The sequence below is a fragment of the Marinobacter nauticus genome (genome assembly GCF_003634635.1).
Lineage (GTDB): Bacteria > Pseudomonadota > Gammaproteobacteria > Pseudomonadales > Oleiphilaceae > Marinobacter > Marinobacter nauticus.
Window position 1 is genome coordinate 24,236 of sequence record NZ_RBJB01000002.1, and the last position, 17,723, is coordinate 41,958.

The 17,723-nt window shown below is 57.5% G+C and carries 14 protein-coding genes; 11 read left to right on the top strand and 3 right to left on the bottom strand.

Annotated elements, in window-relative coordinates; all coding sequences use genetic code 11:
* Window positions 1-14: 14 nt before the first annotated feature.
* From ftsH to ggt, 3 genes are read right to left on the bottom strand one after another with little or no spacing between them, the layout of a single operon-like run.
* Window positions 15-1,916 (bottom strand): ATP-dependent zinc metalloprotease FtsH, encoded by a 1,902-nt coding sequence (ftsH, locus tag C7436_RS00150; RefSeq protein WP_121206304.1) that lies wholly within the window; start codon window positions 1,914-1,916, stop codon window positions 15-17.
* On the bottom strand, window positions 1,913-2,161 hold the full coding sequence (locus tag C7436_RS00155) for a YkoF family thiamine/hydroxymethylpyrimidine-binding protein (protein WP_121206305.1): 249 nt from the start codon (window positions 2,159-2,161) through the stop codon (window positions 1,913-1,915). Before C7436_RS00155 ends, ftsH begins: the two co-directional genes overlap by 4 nt.
* 44 nt (window positions 2,162-2,205) lie before the next feature.
* Entirely contained in the window at window positions 2,206-3,966 is a 1,761-nt protein-coding gene (gene ggt / locus C7436_RS00160; RefSeq protein WP_121206306.1) for a gamma-glutamyltransferase, read from the bottom strand.
* Between the two features lie 144 nt (window positions 3,967-4,110).
* Here ggt and purU point away from each other — a divergent pair, with 144 nt between their 5' ends.
* From purU to lapB, 11 genes are all read left to right on the top strand, one after another.
* Window positions 4,111-4,965: a formyltetrahydrofolate deformylase gene (gene purU, locus C7436_RS00165; RefSeq protein ID WP_011784530.1), complete on the top strand. Its 855-nt coding sequence runs from the start codon at window positions 4,111-4,113 to the stop codon at window positions 4,963-4,965.
* A 126-nt stretch (window positions 4,966-5,091) separates the two neighbouring features.
* Window positions 5,092-7,662 (top strand): DNA gyrase subunit A, encoded by a 2,571-nt coding sequence (gene gyrA / locus C7436_RS00170; RefSeq protein ID WP_121206307.1) that lies wholly within the window; start codon window positions 5,092-5,094, stop codon window positions 7,660-7,662.
* On the top strand, window positions 7,659-8,741 hold the full coding sequence (gene serC / locus C7436_RS00175; RefSeq protein ID WP_121206308.1) for a 3-phosphoserine/phosphohydroxythreonine transaminase: 1,083 nt from the start codon (window positions 7,659-7,661) through the stop codon (window positions 8,739-8,741). Before gyrA ends, serC begins: the two co-directional genes overlap by 4 nt.
* 2 nt (window positions 8,742-8,743) lie before the next feature.
* Window positions 8,744-9,841 (top strand): prephenate dehydratase, encoded by a 1,098-nt coding sequence (pheA, locus tag C7436_RS00180; RefSeq protein ID WP_121206309.1) that lies wholly within the window; start codon window positions 8,744-8,746, stop codon window positions 9,839-9,841.
* Between the two features lie 29 nt (window positions 9,842-9,870).
* Window positions 9,871-10,995, top strand: coding sequence for a histidinol-phosphate transaminase (hisC, locus tag C7436_RS00185; protein ID WP_121206310.1), 1,125 nt, complete (start codon window positions 9,871-9,873; stop codon window positions 10,993-10,995).
* A gap of 1 nt (window position 10,996) precedes the next feature.
* Complete coding sequence (locus C7436_RS00190; RefSeq protein ID WP_121207010.1) at window positions 10,997-13,225, top strand: bifunctional prephenate dehydrogenase/3-phosphoshikimate 1-carboxyvinyltransferase; 2,229 nt, start codon at window positions 10,997-10,999, stop codon at window positions 13,223-13,225.
* Window positions 13,225-13,905, top strand: coding sequence for a (d)CMP kinase (gene cmk, locus C7436_RS00195; RefSeq protein ID WP_023011099.1), 681 nt, complete (start codon window positions 13,225-13,227; stop codon window positions 13,903-13,905). Before C7436_RS00190 ends, cmk begins: the two co-directional genes overlap by 1 nt.
* A gap of 129 nt (window positions 13,906-14,034) precedes the next feature.
* Complete coding sequence (gene rpsA / locus C7436_RS00200) at window positions 14,035-15,726, top strand: 30S ribosomal protein S1 (protein ID WP_011784537.1); 1,692 nt, start codon at window positions 14,035-14,037, stop codon at window positions 15,724-15,726.
* Between the two features lie 132 nt (window positions 15,727-15,858).
* Window positions 15,859-16,155 (top strand): integration host factor subunit beta, encoded by a 297-nt coding sequence (locus C7436_RS00205; protein ID WP_011784538.1) that lies wholly within the window; start codon window positions 15,859-15,861, stop codon window positions 16,153-16,155.
* A 71-nt stretch (window positions 16,156-16,226) separates the two neighbouring features.
* Window positions 16,227-16,529, top strand: coding sequence for a LapA family protein (locus C7436_RS00210; protein WP_011784539.1), 303 nt, complete (start codon window positions 16,227-16,229; stop codon window positions 16,527-16,529).
* A complete protein-coding gene (gene lapB / locus C7436_RS00215; RefSeq protein ID WP_014421819.1) occupies window positions 16,529-17,701 on the top strand; it encodes a lipopolysaccharide assembly protein LapB in 1,173 nt (390 codons plus the stop codon). The genes C7436_RS00210 and lapB overlap by 1 nt, the downstream gene beginning before the upstream one ends.
* Window positions 17,702-17,723: the final 22 nt, after the last annotated feature.

Genomic DNA, 17,723 nt, shown 5'->3' on the forward strand with positions numbered 1-17,723 from the left:
GTGCCGGCAGTTGTTCAGGCGGTCTCCCGGCTGCGAGCTTCCTCCAGCACCTCGGTTATTTCCCCGGCTGACAGGGTTTCCCTTTTCATGACGGCTCTGGCAAGGGCATCCAGTTCCTGCCGGTGTTCGGTCAGGAAGTTCACGGTAAAGGCTTCAAAGGCCAGTAATTGCGACTGGATTTCCGAGTCGATCATTTCCGCGAGTTTTTCGCTGTACTCCCGGGGCGCGCCCATTTCCCGGCCAAGGAACACATGTTCTTCGCCGATGCCCAGGCCCAGCGGGCCGATCTTTTCGCTCATGCCCCACTGGCCGACCATTCGTCTCAATAGTTTGGTGGCTTCTTTCAGGTCATTCTGGGCGCCGGTACTGACTTCCCCGTAGATGATTTTTTCGGCAGAACGCCCGCCCAGCATCACCTTGATCCGGTCCTCCAGGTAGCTTTCGGTGTAATTGTATTTGTCTTCTTTCGGGGTCTGTTCGGTCACTCCCATGGCCATGCCGTGGGGAATAATGGTGATCTTGGTGAGAGGATCTGCCTTGGGCATGTAATAGGCCATAATGGCATGCCCGCATTCGTGGTAGGCCACGGCTTCACGCTCTTCCGGTGTTAACTGGGCGTCCCTTTCCTCACCCAGAATCAGGCGATCGTGGGCCACTTCAAAACAGTGGTTGTTTACCTCAACGAGGTTGTCGCGGGCGGCTGTAAGGGCCGCTTCGTTCACCAGGTTTTTCAGGTCGGCGCCGGAGAAGCCGGTCGTGCGTGCGGCCACCTGCGTCAGGTCCACATCCGCAGCCAGCGGCACCTTGCGCACATGTACCTTCAGAATAGCTTCCCGGGCCTCCCGGTGAGGGCGGTCCAGGGTGATTTTCCGGTCAAACCGGCCCGGGCGCAGCAGAGCGGTGTCCAATACATCCGGGCGGTTGGTGGCGGCCAGCACAAGAACGTTCTCATGGGCCTCGAAACCATCCATTTCCGTGAGAATCTGGTTCAGGGTCTGTTCGCGCTCGTCGTGGCCGCCCCCCAGGCCAGCTCCCCGTGAGCGCCCGACGGCGTCCAGCTCATCGATAAAGATCAGTGCCGGTGCTTCCTTGCGAGCGGTCTGGAACATGTCCCGAACCCGTGCCGCGCCAACGCCCACGAACATTTCGATGAACTCGGAGGCGCTGATGCTGAAGAAGGGAACTTCCGCCTCGCCGGCAATGGCCCGCGCCAACAGGGTCTTGCCGGTGCCCGGCGGGCCAACCAGGAGAACCCCTTTAGGCATCACAGCGCCCAGGCGACGATACTTATCCGGAGACTTCAGAAAGTCGATAATTTCGGCAATGTCCCGTTTTGCGGACTCAATGCCCGCCACGTCGTCCAGTGTCGTGGTGGAGGTTTCTCTGCGGGCGCGGCGGGCCCTGGACTTGCCATAGTCAAAGGGGCCACCGCCCTGAGTCATGCGTTTCTGGGCGGCACCCCAGAACCAGAACATCAGCGCCAGTAACAGGATCCAGGGCAGGAAGCCCAGGATCAGCTCCTGCCACCAGGGGCGGCCGGAGCGGGAGCCCCGAACCAGGACTTCCTGTCTTTCCAGTAGTGGTAGTAGCTCCGGGTCTTCCACCTGTGGCCTGAGCGTTATGAAACTGCTCGACGGTGGCCGGCTGTCGTTGGCAAACCGGCTGGCACCGGAATCCGTAAAGCGTCCGCTGATCTCTTCGGTGCGCAGGGTAACTTCGGCAACCTGGCCGCTCATGACGGCCTGTTTGAACTCGGAATAGGCCAGTTCCTGTTGTTGCTGTTGGTTATTGCCCTGTAGCCACAGGAACATCAGGAAAATGGCCGCGCTCAACCACAGAAACGAGTACTGGTTGGGTATCGTCGGTTGCGGCTGCGGTGTCTGGTCCTGCTTTCCGGGTTCGTTGCTGGGTGTCATTTCGGCCTCCGGTCACCCTCCATGATTTTTGCTACAAACACCGATTTGCCGTAGGTCGCGAAAGACCATTTCATGGTGTCTGAGAGCACCTTCATCACTTCGTCATACTCGCCGAAGATCTCGGTACTCATGCGACCAGGGTGGACCTCAAGGCTGGTCTGTTCCAGGCGTGCAATCAGATCCCAGATCGGTTGTTTGTAGTCGTCCTTGAGCGGATAGCAGCTCAGTTGTACGGAAAGATACATCAGTTACCTCCTGTCCGGGATGCGCCCGGTCAATATTGAATGGCTCAGAATCCCATGGCAGACGAAGTGCTGCGCCGGGGATCGGCTCCGCCGTAAAGCGTGCCGTCTTCGCCAATCAGGATGCTCTGGATGGCGCCCATGGCCGAGCCGGTGTTGATGGTGTGCCCTCGCGCCCGGAGCAGATCCAGAGTGTCTGGGCTGATACCCTGTTCCACCCGAATCTCGTCCGGTAACCACTGGTGGTGGATGCGCGGCGCACTGACGGCTGTCTGTATGTTCATATTATGGTCGATCACATTCATGATCACCTGCAAGGTGGTGGTGATGATCCGGGAGCCGCCGGGGCTGCCGGTTACCAGGAAATTGCGGTCGTCCTTTCGTACGATGGTCGGCGACATGGAGCTGAGCATGCGTTTACCTGGCTCCACCTTGTTGGCTTCGCCGCCGATCAGGCCATAAGCATTGGGAACCCCCGGCTTGGCGCTGAAATCGTCCATCTCGTTATTGAGCAGAAAGCCGGCACCGGCCACGGTAATGCCCGAGCCATAGCTGAAATTGATGGTGTAGGTGTTTGATACCGCGTTGCCCCAGCGGTCCACCACCGAGAAGTGTGTGGTTTCCGGGCTTTCCCAGGACCCAGGTTTTCCAGGCGCGATCTCGCTGGCGGGCCGGGCCTTGTCTGCCTTGATGGATGTGCGAAGTTGGTCGGCGTAGCCCTTGCTGGTCAGCCCTTTCAGCGGCACAGCTACGAAGTCTGTATCACCCAGGTATTCTGAGCGATCTGCGTATGCCAGTTTCATGGCCTCGGCCATGTGGTGGATAGTGTTTGCGGAGTTGTGCCCCCATTCGCCGATGGGGTAGTCCTCCAGAATGTTGAGGATCTGCACGATGTGAGTGCCGCCAGAGGAGGGCGGCGACATGGAGTAGATATCAAAGCCCCGATAGGTGCCATGCACCGGTTGGCGAATGGCCGGTTGGTAATTCTGAAGGTCCTCAAGGGTGATCAGCCCCTCGCCCCGTTGCATTTCTGCCACAATCAATTGGGCGGTTTCGCCTTCATAAAAGCCCTTCACACCTTGTTCGGCAATGCGCTGAAGAGTGTCCGCAAGTTCCGGCTGGCGAAACACTTCGCCCGGTTGCGGGGCCGATCCATCTTCTTTATAAAACGTGGCACGGGTGGCCGGCCAGCGTTCAAGGCGTTCCCGGGCCTGCTCCAGGCCTTCGGTGAATCGGTGGGGTACCACAAAGCCCTCCCGTGCCAGGCGAATGGCCGGGGCCATGGCTTGGCTCAGGCTCAGGGTGCCGTGCCGCTCCAGTGCCAGCGCCAGCCCGGCAACGGTGCCGGGTACCCCGGCGGCCTTGTGGCTAAAGCGGCTGCGTTCGCTCACGACATTGCCGTCCTCGTCCTGAAACATGGTTTCGGTGGCTGCAGCTGGTGCGGTTTCACGATAATCGATGGCTTCCGGGGCATCGCCGTTACCGGGCGAGTAGACCAGAAAGCCACCACCGCCAATATTGCCGGAACGGGGTTGGGTGACGGCCAGGGCGAAGCCGGCGGTAACAGCAGCATCAATGGCGTTGCCTCCGTCTTTCAATACCTTCACGGCAACCTCCGTGGCCAGGGTGTGGCTGGTGGCAACCATACCCTGGGTACCCTGGACGGGATGGAAGCGTTCACCTTCCAGAATGGCCTGTTCGTTGGCACTTGTGGCATTGGCGAGCAGGAAAAGCACCAGCGCGGCTGTCGCTCTCCAGAGCCGCCTGTGGCTGATTTTCGAAGCGGGGCTGTAGATCACTCTGTCCATGGTCGGATTCCTCGTTTCTGGCTGTCAGATAGGCTATCATAGCCGGTCATTTTTACCGGTGCGTACCGACCATCGCCGTGAATGTCCGGTTTGTGGTTTCCTGTCGCGCCCGCTTTCCCCGGATTCAAGTTAAGGAAAGGCTTCATGGAGCATACCTATCGTCTTGTTATTTCCTGCCCGGACAGGGTCGGGATTGTTGCCAAGGTGAGTAATTTTCTGTCCACCTATAACGGCTGGATTACCGAGGCGAGCCACCATTCTGATACCCAGGCCGGCTGGTTTTTCATGCGGCATGAAATCAAGGCCGAATCGATACCGTTCGGGCTGGATCAGTTCCGTGCCGCCTTTGAGCCGATTGCCCGCGAGTTCAACATGAACTGGCACATTGCCGATTCCGCGCGCCCCAAGCGGGTTATCCTGATGTGCAGCAAGGAATCACACTGCCTCGCCGATCTGTTGCACCGCTGGCACAGCAAAGAGCTCAACTGCGAGATCGTTGCGGTGATTTCCAACCACGATGATCTGCGCCGTATGGTGGAGTGGCACGAGATTCCTTACCACCATGTGCCGGTGAGTAAAGAGAACAAGGCTGAGGCCTTCGCCCATATTGACGAGCTGTTCCAGCAATACGAAACCGACGTGGTGGTGCTGGCCCGTTACATGCAGATTCTGCCTGCCGAGCTGTGCGGAAAGTACTCCGGCAAGGTGATCAATATTCATCACAGCTTCCTGCCATCGTTCGCCGGTGCCCGTCCCTACCATCAGGCATACAGCCGGGGTGTGAAGCTGATTGGTGCCACCTGCCACTATGTCACCCAGGATCTGGACGAGGGCCCGATCATCGAGCAGGACGTCATCCGGATCAGTCACAGTGACTCCATCGAAGACATGGTTCGCCTGGGTAAGGATGTGGAAAAGAACGTGCTGGCCCGCGGCTTGAGGTCCCACATTGAAGACCGCGTGATTACCTACGAAAACAAGACCGTGGTGTTTGATTAAGGCTTTACCACAGTTGCCCCCGGTGGGGGCGGTCTGTGGTATGCTTGGCGGCTTGTTGAAGAATAAAGACGGGGCCCGGAAACGGCCCCGGAACGACTTCCAGATAACGCAAAGGAACCTTTCTCGATGGGTGAGTTAGCCAAAGAGATCCTGCCGGTCAATATTGAAGACGAATTGAAACAGTCCTACCTCGATTACGCCATGAGCGTTATCGTTGGCCGGGCATTACCCGATGTCCGGGACGGCCTGAAGCCGGTACACCGCCGGGTGCTGTTCGCCATGTCCGAGTTGGGTAACGACTGGAACAAGGCCTACAAGAAGTCCGCCCGTGTGGTGGGTGACGTTATCGGTAAATATCACCCCCACGGTGACTCTGCGGTATACGACACCATCGTTCGAATGGCCCAGCCATTCTCCCTGCGCTACCCGCTGGTAGACGGCCAGGGTAACTTCGGTTCCATCGACGGCGACAATGCCGCCGCCATGCGTTACACCGAAATCCGCATGGAGAAGATCGCCCATTCGCTGCTGGCGGATCTCGACAAGGAAACCGTCGATTACGTTGATAACTACGACGGCACCGAGCGTATCCCGGAAGTTCTGCCGACCCGTGTGCCCAATTTGCTGGTAAACGGTTCCTCCGGTATTGCCGTGGGTATGGCCACCAATATTCCGCCCCACAACCTGACGGAAGTGGTGAACGGCTGCCTGGCACTGATCGATAACCCGGATCTCACGGTCGATGAGCTGATGGAATTCATACCGGGCCCGGACTTCCCCACCCAGGGCATCATCAATGGCCGTGCCGGTATCGTGGAAGCCTACCGCACAGGACGTGGCCGCATTTATATCCGTGCCCGCCACGAGATTGAGCAGGACAAGAAGACCGGCCGCGAATCCATCATCATCACCGAGCTGCCTTACCAGCTGAACAAGGCCCGTCTGATCGAGAAGATCGCGGAACTGGTGAAGGAAAAGCGCCTGGAAGGTATCTCTGAGCTGCGTGATGAATCGAACAAGGAAGGTATCCGGGTTGTGATCGAATTGCGTCGGGGCGAGAACCCGGATGTGATCATCAACAATCTGTTCGCCCAGACTCAGCTGGAAACCGTGTTCGGTATCAACATGGTGGCGCTGATCAACGGCGAGCCCAAGACCCTGAACCTGAAAGAAATGCTCGATGCGTTTGTGCGTCATCGTCGGGAGGTGGTCACCCGCCGCACCATTTATGAGCTGCGCAAGGCTCGTGAGCGGGGTCATATTCTGGAAGGTCTCACCGTTGCCCTTGCCAACATTGATGAAATCATCGAGTTGATCAAACAGTCGCCCTCCGCCGCAGAAGCGAAAGAAAAGCTGATGGACAAGGGCTGGGCACCTGGTGACGTACTGGCCATGCTGGAGCGTGCCGGTGAGGATGCTTGTCGTCCGGACGACCTGCCCGAGATCTATGGCCTGCGAGACGGCCTGTACCACCTGTCGCCGGAGCAGGCCCAGGCGATTCTGGATCTGCGACTGCACCGCCTGACCGGTCTGGAAACCGAAAAGCTCCAGAACGAGTACAAGGAAATCCTGGAGAAGATTGCCGATCTGCTGGATATCCTGGGCGACCCCGAGCGTCTGATGCAGGTGATTCGTGACGAACTGGCAGAGATTGTCAGCCAGTATGGCGATGAGCGCCGCACTGAGATCACCAGCTCCCGTCGCGACCTGACCATTGCAGACCTGATCGACGAAGAAGATCTGGTGGTGACTATTTCCCACAGTGGCTATGCCAAGACCCAGGCCGTTGAGGATTACCAGGCCCAGCGCCGTGGTGGCCGGGGTAAAGCGGCAACGTCGATGAAGGACGAAGACTTTATCGAGAAGCTGCTGGTGGCGAATTCCCACGACACCATTCTGTGCTTCTCCAACAGGGGTAAGGTGTACTGGCTGCGGGTATTCGAGATTCCCCGTGGCAGCCGCGGGTCCCGTGGCCGGCCCATGGTGAACATCCTGCCGCTGGACGAAGGAGAGCGTATTACCACCTTCCTGCCGGTGCGGGATTACCCGGAAGACCAGTTTGTGCTGATGGCCACCTCGGCTGGTGTGGTCAAGAAGACACCGCTGCCGAACTTCTCGCGCCCGCGCAGCAGTGGCCTGATTGCCCTGAATCTCGATGAGGGTGACACCCTGATTGGTGCCGCCATTACCGATGGTTCTGCCGAAGTGATGCTGTTTTCCAGTGCCGGTAAAGCGGTGCGCTTCCAGGAAGAGCAGGTTCGCCCGATGAGCAGGACGGCTCGTGGTGTCCGCGGTATCAAGATGCCGGAAGGCCACCATGTCGTGTCCCTGATCATTCCGCAGGAAGGCGGTGTGATTCTGACGGCCAGTGAGCATGGTTATGGCAAGCGCACAGCCATTGATGAGTTCCCGGCCTACAGCCGTGGCAGTCAGGGCGTTATCGCCATGCAGTGCTCCGAGCGAAACGGTAATCTGGTGACTGCGCTGCAACTGTTTGATGGCGACCAGATGATGCTGATCTCCGACAAGGGCACACTGGTGCGCACCCGCACCGATGAAGTGTCGGTACTGAGCCGGAATACTCAGGGCGTGCGTCTGATCCGTCTGGCCCAGGAAGATGAGCGCCTGGTGGGCGTGGAGCGGATTGCAGAATCCGATGACGAAGAAGAAGTGGAAGGCGAGGAAACCGAAGAATGAGCAGGGCGTTCAATTTCTGTGCTGGTCCGGCCACCTTGCCGGAAACTGTGCTGAAGCAGGCCCAGAGCGAAATGCTCGATTGGCGTGGCACTGGCATGTCAGTGATGGAGATGAGCCATCGCAGCGATGAGTTTGTTGCCATCGCAGAAACGGCTGAGAAGGATCTTCGTGAATTGGCCGGTATTTCAGATGATTACGCCGTACTCTTCATGCAGGGTGGAGCTTCCAGCCAGTTTTCGACCATTCCGCTGAATTTGCTTGGCGACAAAACCTCGGCCGATTATGTGAACACCGGTATCTGGTCGAAAAAGGCCATTGCCGAAGCCAAGCGCTACGGCAATGTGAATGTCGTCGCCAGCTCTGAAGACAGCGGGTTTACCACCATTCCGGATCAGTCCGGCTGGAATACCAGCGCCGATGCCGCTTACCTGCATTACACGCCGAATGAAACCATTGGTGGTCTGGAATACGACTTTATTCCAGACAGCGGCGATGTACCGCTGGTGGCGGATATGTCTTCCACTATGCTGTCCCGGCCGCTGGATATCAGCAAATTCGGCCTGATCTATGCCGGTGCCCAGAAGAACATCGGCCCCTCGGGCCTGGTGGTGGTAATTATCCGTAAGGATCTCCTGGGTAAGGCCCGGAAAGAGACACCGACCATGATGAATTATCAGGTCATTGCCGATAACGGCTCCATGTACAACACCCCGGCGACCTATTCCTGGTACCTGTCCGGGCTGGTGTTCAAGTGGCTGAAAGAGCAGGGCGGTGTCCAGGCCATGGGTGAGATGAACGCCCGGAAAGCGAAGAAACTGTATGGTTTTATCGATGCCAATGATTTCTACGCCAACCCCATTGAGCCACGCTTCCGCTCCTGGATGAACGTGCCGTTTACACTGGCCGACGATGCGCTTAATGGCGAGTTTCTTAAAGGCGCTGAAGCCCGGCATCTGCTCAACCTCCAGGGGCATCGCTCCGTTGGTGGTATGCGTGCCAGCATCTACAACGCTATGCCCGAAGAAGGCGTCGACGCCCTGATCGACTACATGGCGGAATTTGCGAAGGAGCGGGGCTGATCATGACGGATGAGAAGACCCGCCTGGGGGAATTAAGGGAGGAGATCGACGCCCTCGATCAGCAGATCATGGAGCTGATCAGTGCCCGGGCGAAATGTGCGCAGGAAGTGGCCCATGTCAAAATGGCGGCCAATCCCGGTGAGGATGTATTCTTTTACCGGCCTGAGCGCGAAGCTCAGGTGTTGCGCCGGATCAAGGAAAAGAACCCGGGGCCTTTGCCCGCTGAAGAGATGGCGCGGCTGTTCCGTGAGATCATGTCGGCCTGCCTGGCGCTGGAAAAGCCCATGCATATTGCCTTCCTGGGCCCGGTAGGCACCTTCACCCAGGCGGCGGCGCTCAAACACTTCGGCCACTCTGTCGTCAGCGTGCCGCTGCCTGCGATTGATGCGGTCTTCCGCGAGGTGGAATCCGGTGCGGCGCATTACGGTGTGGTGCCGGTGGAGAATTCCACTGAGGGTATGATCAATCACACCCTGGATATGTTCATGTCTTCGCCGTTGAAAATCTGCGGTGAGGTGCAGCTTCGCATTCATCATCATCTGCTGGTATCGCCGAAGCACAAGGATGAGGAAATTACCCGCATCTATTCCCATCAACAGTCGTTCGCCCAGTGCCGGCAGTGGCTGGATACACATCGCTACGGTATTGAGCGTATTACCGTTTCCAGCAATGCCGAGGCGGCGCGCCGCGCGGCTGAAGAGCCCGGTGCGGCGGCGATTGCCGGAGATATGGCGGCGGAGCTGTACGGTCTGGAAAAGCTGGCTAACAGCATTGAGGATCGCCCGGACAATACCACCCGCTTCCTGATCATTGGGCGGGAAGAGGTGCCGGCCAGTGGCCAGGACAAGTCCTCGATTCTGGTCTCCATGCGCAACAAGCCGGGCGCTTTGTACCAGCTGCTTGAGCCGTTCCATCGTCACGGCATCAGCCTGACACGGATTGAAACGCGGCCTTCGCCCAGTGGTACCTGGGCTTATGTTTTCTACATTGATTTCGAAGGTCACATGCAGGATGACAGGATCAGCAAGGTACTGACTGAAATTGATGAAGAAGCCGTGGAGCTGAAGCGCCTGGGGTCCTATCCCATCGGCGTACTTTGATTTCAAATGTCGATCCTGAGGAGAGTTCAATGTCAGTGGATTACCAGAGTCTTGCGGTAAAAGGTGTTCAGGCTCTGTCTCCGTACCAGCCCGGCAAGCCGATTGAAGAACTGGCCCGGGAGCTGGGATTGAATCCGTCGGAGATCATCAAGCTGGCCAGCAATGAGAACCCGCTTGGGCCGAGTGAGAAAGCGTTATCGGCCGCCCGAAATGCCCTCGATGAAATGTGCCTGTACCCGGACGGCAATGGCTTTGATCTGAAGCAGGCTCTGGCCCGTCGCTTTGGCGTGGAAATGAGCCAGATCACCCTCGGTAATGGTTCCAACGATGTGCTGGAAGTCATTGCCCGGTGTTTCGCCGACTCTGATAGCGAAGTGGTGTTTTCCCAGTATGCCTTCGCAGTATACCCGCTGGTAACCCAGGCGATTGGCGCCCGAGGTGTGGCGGTGCCTGCAAAAGACTGGGGGCATGATCTGGATGCCATGGCCGACGCGGTGACCGAGCGCACCAAGCTGGTGTTTGTTGCTAATCCGAATAATCCCACCGGTACCGTGCACACCGCCGATGCGATTGAAGCGTTTCTGGATCGTATCCCTGAACAGGTTTTGGTTGTTCTGGATGAGGCCTACTGCGAATACCTTGTTGGTGACGAGTACCCGGATGGTATTCGACTGCTGGACAAATACCCGAACCTGATTGTCTGCCGCACCTTTTCCAAGGCGTGGGGGCTTGCAGCGTTGCGAGTGGGCTACAGCATCAGTTCTCCGGCCATTGCTGACATCCTGAACCGGGTTCGCCAGCCATTCAATGTCGATACCGTTGCCCTGGCGGCGGCCACAGCAGTTCTCGAGGATGAGGCCTATCTGCAGAAATCCCGGGAGGTGAACGAGGCCGGCCTGCAACAACTGGCGGAAGGCTTCGATCGCATGGGGCTTTCCTACATCCCTTCGGCAGGCAACTTCATTGCCGTGGAAGTGGGTGAGCCAGCCGCCGGTATCTATCAGGCCTTGTTGGCACATGGCGTGATTGTTCGGCCCGTCGCTGGTTATGGCATGCCCCGGCACCTGCGTGTATCGGTCGGCCTTCCGCAAGAAAATGAACGTTTTCTTGATGCGCTGGCTGAGGCATTGGCGTCAGCAGGGCTGGGGGCATGAAGTGACAGTTCCCAGTGCGCCTTTTCGTCGGGTTGCCGTTATCGGCCTGGGGCTGATTGGCGGTTCTCTGGCCAGCGCCATACGCACGCAACAGCTTGCGGGAATGGTGACCGGTTTTGATACCCGTCAGGATGAACTGGCTCTCGGCGTTGAACTGGGTGTAATAGACGAGGCTGCGGATTCCATCGAGCAGGCCGTAAAGGGCAGTGATCTGGTGGTGTTGGCCGTTCCGGTGCGGGCCACCCGTGCGGTGCTGGAACAAATTCGGCCCGTCATCGAAGAGGGCGCCATTCTCTCTGATGTGGGCAGTACCAAGTCCAGTTTTGTTGCCGATGTGGAGGCGGTATTCGGAGAACTGCCACCCTGGGTGATACCGGGCCATCCCATCGCCGGTTCCGAGAAGAGCGGTATTCGTGCGGCCCGGCCCGATCTCTTTGCCCATCACAAGGTAATCCTGACGCCGGCGCAAAATACCGATCAGGACGGCCTGAAGCGTTTGCGGACCGTCTGGGAAGGTGCCGGTGCGACCGTGCTTACCATGTCGGTGGGGTATCACGATGAGGTGCTCGCGGCCACCAGCCATTTACCCCACCTGATCGCTTTTTCGCTGGTAGACACTCTGGCGGGCGAAGATGAGAATATGGATATCTTCCGCTATGCCGCAGGTGGGTTCCGTGATTTTACCCGGATTGCCGCAAGCGATCCGGTGATGTGGCACGACATTTTTCTCTCCAATCGGGATGCCGTACTCCGGGTAATAGACCACTTTACCGAAGATCTGGATCAACTCCGCGCTGCCATTGCCTGTGGCGATGGTGCCACGTTGCTCAGGGTTTTCAGCCGTGCCAAGGCGGCGCGGGAACATTTTTCCAAAATGCTTTCAGGACAGGCGTACGTGACTAACAACAGCGATAAACAGGTGACTTTCCAAATGCAGCCGGGCGGCACCGTGAGAGGTGACATCCGGGTTCCGGGCGACAAGTCCATGTCTCACCGTTCCATCATGCTCGGTGCCCTGGCTGAGGGGACAACCGAAGTGAAGGGCTTCCTGGAGGGGGAGGACAGTCTTGCCACCCTGCAGGCGTTCCGGGATATGGGCGTCACCATCGAAGGTCCGGATGACGGCTTCGTGCGCATTCACGGCGTCGGTATGAAAGGCCTGCAGGCGCCCCGTGGCCCGTTGTATCTGGGTAACTCGGGTACGGCCATGCGCCTGTTTGCCGGATTGCTGGCCGCTCAGCCCTTCGATTCTGAGCTCACGGGCGATGCCAGTTTGTCGAAGCGGCCTATGGGGCGCGTGGCAGATCCACTGCGTGCCATGGGAGCGGTCATCGACACCGGTGAGGGTGGTCGGCCGCCGTTGAAGATTCGGGGTGGACATGCACTCACTGGCATTCATTACGAAATGCCGGTGGCCAGTGCCCAGGTGAAATCCTGTCTGCTGCTGGCGGGACTCTACGCTGAGGGTGTTACCTCGGTGACTGAGCCGGCGCCAACCCGGGATCATACCGAGCGCATGCTGGAGGGTTTCGGTTACCACGTTCACCGCGATGGTGCGACTGCCAGTGTCACCGGTGGAGGCAAACTGTCTGCTTGCGCCATTGATGTGCCGGCTGATATTTCCTCGGCCGCGTTTTTCCTGGTGGCGGCCAGTATTGCCGAAGATTCTGACCTGACGCTTCGCCACGTTGGCATGAACCCCACCCGTGTAGGTGTAATCAATATCCTGAAACAGATGGGTGCCAACATTGAATTGTTCAATGAGAAGGTCATCGGTGGAGAGCCGGTAGCCGATCTTCGGGTACAGTCAGCCCGCTTGGAGGGCATCGACATTCCGGAAGAGCAGGTGCCGCTGGCTATCGACGAGTTCCCGGTATTGTTTATCGCTGCAACTTGTGCCGAAGGGCGCACGGTATTGCGCGGCGCCGAGGAACTTCGGGTGAAAGAGAGTGATCGTATCCAGGTGATGGCGGACGGTCTCGCGGCTCTGGGTGTGGAGACCACCGTGACACCCGACGGCATCATTATAGATGGCGGCCAGGAAATAGGCGGCGGTACCGTGGAAAGCCATGGTGATCATCGCATTTCCATGTCGTTTGCGGTGGCATCATTGCGCGCAACCGGACCTATCCGGATCAACGATTGCGCCAACGTCGCCACATCGTTCCCGGGTTTTGTTGATCTGGCATTGCAGACAGGTATTCGAATTAACGCAGAAGGTAGTGATTGATGAGTGATAGCAAGGCACCGGTAATTACGGTTGACGGCCCTGGCGGTTCTGGCAAGGGTACCGTTACCCAGATGTTGGCCCGCAAACTGGGCTGGCATCTGCTCGACAGTGGTGCCTTGTATCGGCTGACGGCCCTGGCGGCTGCCCGCCAGGGGGTTGCGCTGGACGACGAGCCGGCACTGGTTCGGGTTGCCGCAGGGCTCGATGTTGCGTTCATGCCGACGCCTCCTGGTGAGCCTGCGAAGGTTCTGTTGGCCGGGGAAGATGTTACCTCCGAAATCCGCACCGAGACCTGCGGTGATAACGCGTCAAAAGTCGCCGTCATGCAACCAGTGCGCGATGCCTTATTGCAGCGCCAGCGGGATTTCCGGGTGGCGCCCGGGCTGGTGGCCGATGGCCGCGATATGGGTACGGTGGTCTTTCCGGATGCACCGGTCAAAATCTTCCTGACCGCCAGTGCCGAGGAGCGGGCCCGCAGGCGCTACAATCAGTTGAAGGAAGCAGGTGTCGATGTTAACATTGACGCACTTTTAGAGGAGATACGGGTACGTGACGAGCGGGATATGAACCGTTCTGCGGCCCCCCTCAAGCCTGCAGATGATGCGCAAGTCATTGATTCTACGGGTTTGAGTATCGAAGAGGTGTTAGACAGGTGTATGGCCGCAGCAGGTCAGGCCTGACTACACCTTTTTGTCGTTGAAATGCCGGAACAGCGTACTCTGCCAGCCGCTGGCTGATTCCGGGCATCGTTAACAGACCGTGTTGCTGGTGACACGGAGCACACTTGCGTTGATCATATAGGGCACATAATGAGCGAGAGCTTTGCGGATCTTTTTGAAGAAAGTCTAAAAGAAATTGACATGCAACCAGGTTCCATCGTCCAGGGAACCGTAGTTGACGTCGACAACGACTGGGTCACCGTTAACGCCGGACTGAAGTCCGAAGGCGTTATCCCCGCCTCCCAGTTCCTGAACGAAAAAGGCGAGTTGGAAGTAGCTGTCGGCGATGTTGTCGATGTGGCTCTCGATGCAGTTGAAGACGGTTTCGGTGAAACCCGTCTGTCCCGTGAAAAGGCCAAGCGCGCTGAAGCGTGGAAGGTTCTCGAGAAGTCCTTCGAAGCTGAAGAAGTGGTCAAGGGTATTATCAATGGCAAGGTCAAAGGTGGTTTCACTGTTGATCTGGCCGGCATCCGTGCCTTCCTGCCGGGTTCCCTGGTAGACGTTCGTCCGGTTCGCGACACTGCGCACCTGGAGAACAAAGAGCTTGAATTCAAGGTTATCAAGCTGGACCAGAAGCGTAACAACGTGGTTGTTTCCCGCCGCGCCGTTCTGGAAGCTGAAAACAGCGAGCAGCGTGAAGCTCTGCTGGAAACCCTGACCGAAGGTCTGGAAATCAAGGGTATCGTCAAGAACCTGACCGACTACGGTGCATTCGTAGACCTGGGCGGTGTTGACGGCCTGCTGCACATCACTGATATGGCCTGGAAGCGCATCAAGCATCCGAGCGAGATCGTGAATGTGGGCGACGAAATCAATGTTAAAGTCCTGAAGTTTGACCGTGAGCGCAACCGTGTGTCTCTGGGTCTGAAGCAGCTGGGCGAAGATCCCTGGGTCGACATCAAAGGTCGTTACCCGGAAGGTTCCAAGGTTACTGCTCGCGTAACCAACCTGACCGACTACGGCTGTTTTGCCGAGCTGGAAGAGGGTGTTGAAGGTCTGGTCCACGTATCCGAAATGGATTGGACCAACAAGAACATCCATCCGTCCAAGGTTGTTCAGGTAGGTGACGAAGTAGAAGTGATGATCCTGGATATCGACGAAGAGCGTCGTCGTATCTCTCTGGGCATCAAGCAGTGCGTTGCCAACCCGTGGGAAGATTTCTCCAGCAACTTCAATAAGGGCGACCGTATCTCCGGCAAGATCAAGTCCATCACGGACTTCGGTATCTTCATCGGCCTGGACGGTGGCATCGATGGTCTGGTTCACCTGTCTGACATCAGCTGGAACGAGACTGGCGAAGAAGCCGTTCGCGAATACAAGAAGGGCGACGAAGTTGAAACCGTTATCCTGTCTGTTGATCCAGAGCGCGAGCGCATCTCCCTGGGCATCAAACAGCTGGAAAGCGATCCGTTTGCCGAGTTCGTTCAGCTGAACGACAAGGGCTCCATCGTTAAGGGCACCGTATCTGCGGTTGACGCCAAAGGCGCCACCATTGCCCTGAACGAAGAAGTTGAAGCGGTACTGAAAGCCTCTGAAATCAGCCGTGACCGCGTAGAAGACGCGCGTAACGTTCTGAAGGAAGGCGAAGAAGTTGAAGCGAAGATCATCAGCATCGATCGCAAAAACCGCGTGATCAACCTGTCTGTCAAGTCCAAAGACGTTGAGGACGACAAGCAGGCCCTGGAAAACGTACGCAGTAAGGCTGCAGAATCCTCAGGTGCCACCACCATTGGTGACCTGATCAAGGAGCAGATGCAGCAACAGAACGCTAACAAGGACTAAGTTTCCGGTTGGTGTCAAAAAAACGGGCTCTAAGAGCCCGTTTTTTTTGTGTTTTTTTCTGGTTTGGCTAAACTAGAGGCATTGGAACCCGGTAATTTGCTGCGGAATAATAACGACAGAGGGAAAAGCCTCATGACGAAGTCCGAACTGGTTGAACTGATCGCTTCGAAGCAGACTCAGCTCTCCGTAAAGGATGTTGAGCTCGCGGTGAAAAGCATCATCGAGCATATGTCTCAGTCCCTTGCCGACGGCCAGCGAATTGAGATCCGTGGATTTGGCAGTTTTTCCCTGCATCATCGGGCTGCCCGCACCGGACGTAACCCGAAAACCGGAGACGCCGTGCAACTGCCAGCCAAGTTTGTGCCGCACTTCAAGCCCGGCAAAGAGCTGCGAGAGCAGGTCAACGACAGCATGAAAAAAGGTTTCTGAGGCCCCGAGAAGGCAATTAACACACGAAACCTCACATACCGGGCATCTGACCCGTTGGGAGCGCTTAAGACATGGCAGGACTGCGGAAGATCCTAATTACCTTGCTGGTTCTGGTTCTGATTCTTCTGGCGCTGGTGTTTTCCCTGAATAATCAGATGGCGGTCTCGCTCAACTTCCTGTTGTTCGAAACCCAGCCCCATGGCGTTGCTGTCTGGATCATCATGGCGTTTGTGATTGGTGCACTGGTTGGGGTGCTTGTGACTACCATGGCTACCGTCCGGACGTCTGTATCGCGCCGTCATCTGCAGAAGCGTCTTGAGCGGACAGAGCACGCACTCGAAAAATCCAGGGCACAAAACGACCGGGCACTTTGATGGACATGCTGTTTCAGTGGCTGCTTCTGACGGCGGCCGTTGCCGCTGGCTGGGCTGTAGGTCGATACGGAAACCGCTCTGGCCGCGCCTCCCGAGCCATTATGGACGAGGATTCCGTTCGGGACCGTCTGCAGTTTCTCTTTACCAACTACTCTGATCAGGCCGTCGAGAACTTCGTTCAATCCCTTGCCGTCAACAAAGACACCGTCAGCTTGCATCTCTCCATTGGCAGCCATTTCCGGAACAAGGGAGAGACAGACCGCGCCATTCTGATTCACCAGAATCTTCTTGCCAGGCCTGAGCTCCCGGCCCGTTATTCGCCCCAGGTTACCCAGGAACTGGCAATGGACTATCTGAATGCCGGATTGCTCGACCGGGCCGAAGCATTGTTTCACCAGTTGATGGGCGATCGCGAGTACGGGCGCCGCTCAGCCATTGCGTTGATCGAGCTCTATCAGCAGGAGAGAGAGTGGGAGAAGGCGGCCCAGGTCGCAAAAACCCTCACTCGTGGTGATGCGGATCCTGCTACCTTCAAGGCGCTGGCCTACATTACCTGCGAATTGTCTGATGGCGCCCTGAGCCGTAACGACGACCGCTGGACAGCGCAGAAGCTGGCGAAAGAAGCGCTGGATTACGACCGCTCCTGTGTGCGGGCAACCCTGCTGCTGATGAAGCTCCAGATTCGGCAGGGCAATTTTCGGGAGGCGGCAAACCAGTCCCTGAAAATTTTCGACCAGAATCCGGAGTTCGGTCCGGAAGCGATAGACCGATTGATGAAGCTGGAGCGTGAGCATGGTGATGTTTCACGCCTTTATAAAAAGCTTCGTAAGCTCTATGAGCAGTATCCCAGTACCAGCCTGCTGCTGGCCCTGGTGGAGTCAGTTGAGCGTTCCTCCGGCCGGCCGGCGGCCATTGATCTACTGCGCATGGAGCTGGAGACCAGGCCCTCCGTGCGAGGGCTTTTGCGGTTGGTGGAGATGGCGGGCTATGAAAAAGGCATGACCACCGATGAAGGGCGCCTTGTCAGCAGAATAGGGCACCTGATTCTCGCCAACCGCCCGGTCTACCGTTGCGTAAGCTGCGGATTCTCCGGCCAACAGTTACACTGGCTGTGCCCAAGCTGCAAACAGTGGGAAACCGTGCGTCCCATTCAGGGCGTAGAGGCGGAATAACCTCGCTTTGACCCATCCCGAT

Coding starts and splice junctions, on each gene's coding strand:
- ftsH (WP_121206304.1), bottom strand. CDS start 1,916: ATGACACCCAGCAACGAACCCGGAAAGCAGGACCAGACACCGCAGCCG.
- C7436_RS00155 (WP_121206305.1), bottom strand. CDS start 2,161: ATGTATCTTTCCGTACAACTGAGCTGCTATCCGCTCAAGGACGACTAC.
- ggt (WP_121206306.1), bottom strand. CDS start 3,966: ATGGACAGAGTGATCTACAGCCCCGCTTCGAAAATCAGCCACAGGCGG.
- purU (WP_011784530.1), top strand. CDS start 4,111: ATGGAGCATACCTATCGTCTTGTTATTTCCTGCCCGGACAGGGTCGGG.
- gyrA (WP_121206307.1), top strand. CDS start 5,092: ATGGGTGAGTTAGCCAAAGAGATCCTGCCGGTCAATATTGAAGACGAA.
- serC (WP_121206308.1), top strand. CDS start 7,659: ATGAGCAGGGCGTTCAATTTCTGTGCTGGTCCGGCCACCTTGCCGGAA.
- pheA (WP_121206309.1), top strand. CDS start 8,744: ATGACGGATGAGAAGACCCGCCTGGGGGAATTAAGGGAGGAGATCGAC.
- hisC (WP_121206310.1), top strand. CDS start 9,871: ATGTCAGTGGATTACCAGAGTCTTGCGGTAAAAGGTGTTCAGGCTCTG.
- cmk (WP_023011099.1), top strand. CDS start 13,225: ATGAGTGATAGCAAGGCACCGGTAATTACGGTTGACGGCCCTGGCGGT.
- rpsA (WP_011784537.1), top strand. CDS start 14,035: ATGAGCGAGAGCTTTGCGGATCTTTTTGAAGAAAGTCTAAAAGAAATT.
- C7436_RS00205 (WP_011784538.1), top strand. CDS start 15,859: ATGACGAAGTCCGAACTGGTTGAACTGATCGCTTCGAAGCAGACTCAG.
- C7436_RS00210 (WP_011784539.1), top strand. CDS start 16,227: ATGGCAGGACTGCGGAAGATCCTAATTACCTTGCTGGTTCTGGTTCTG.
- lapB (WP_014421819.1), top strand. CDS start 16,529: ATGGACATGCTGTTTCAGTGGCTGCTTCTGACGGCGGCCGTTGCCGCT.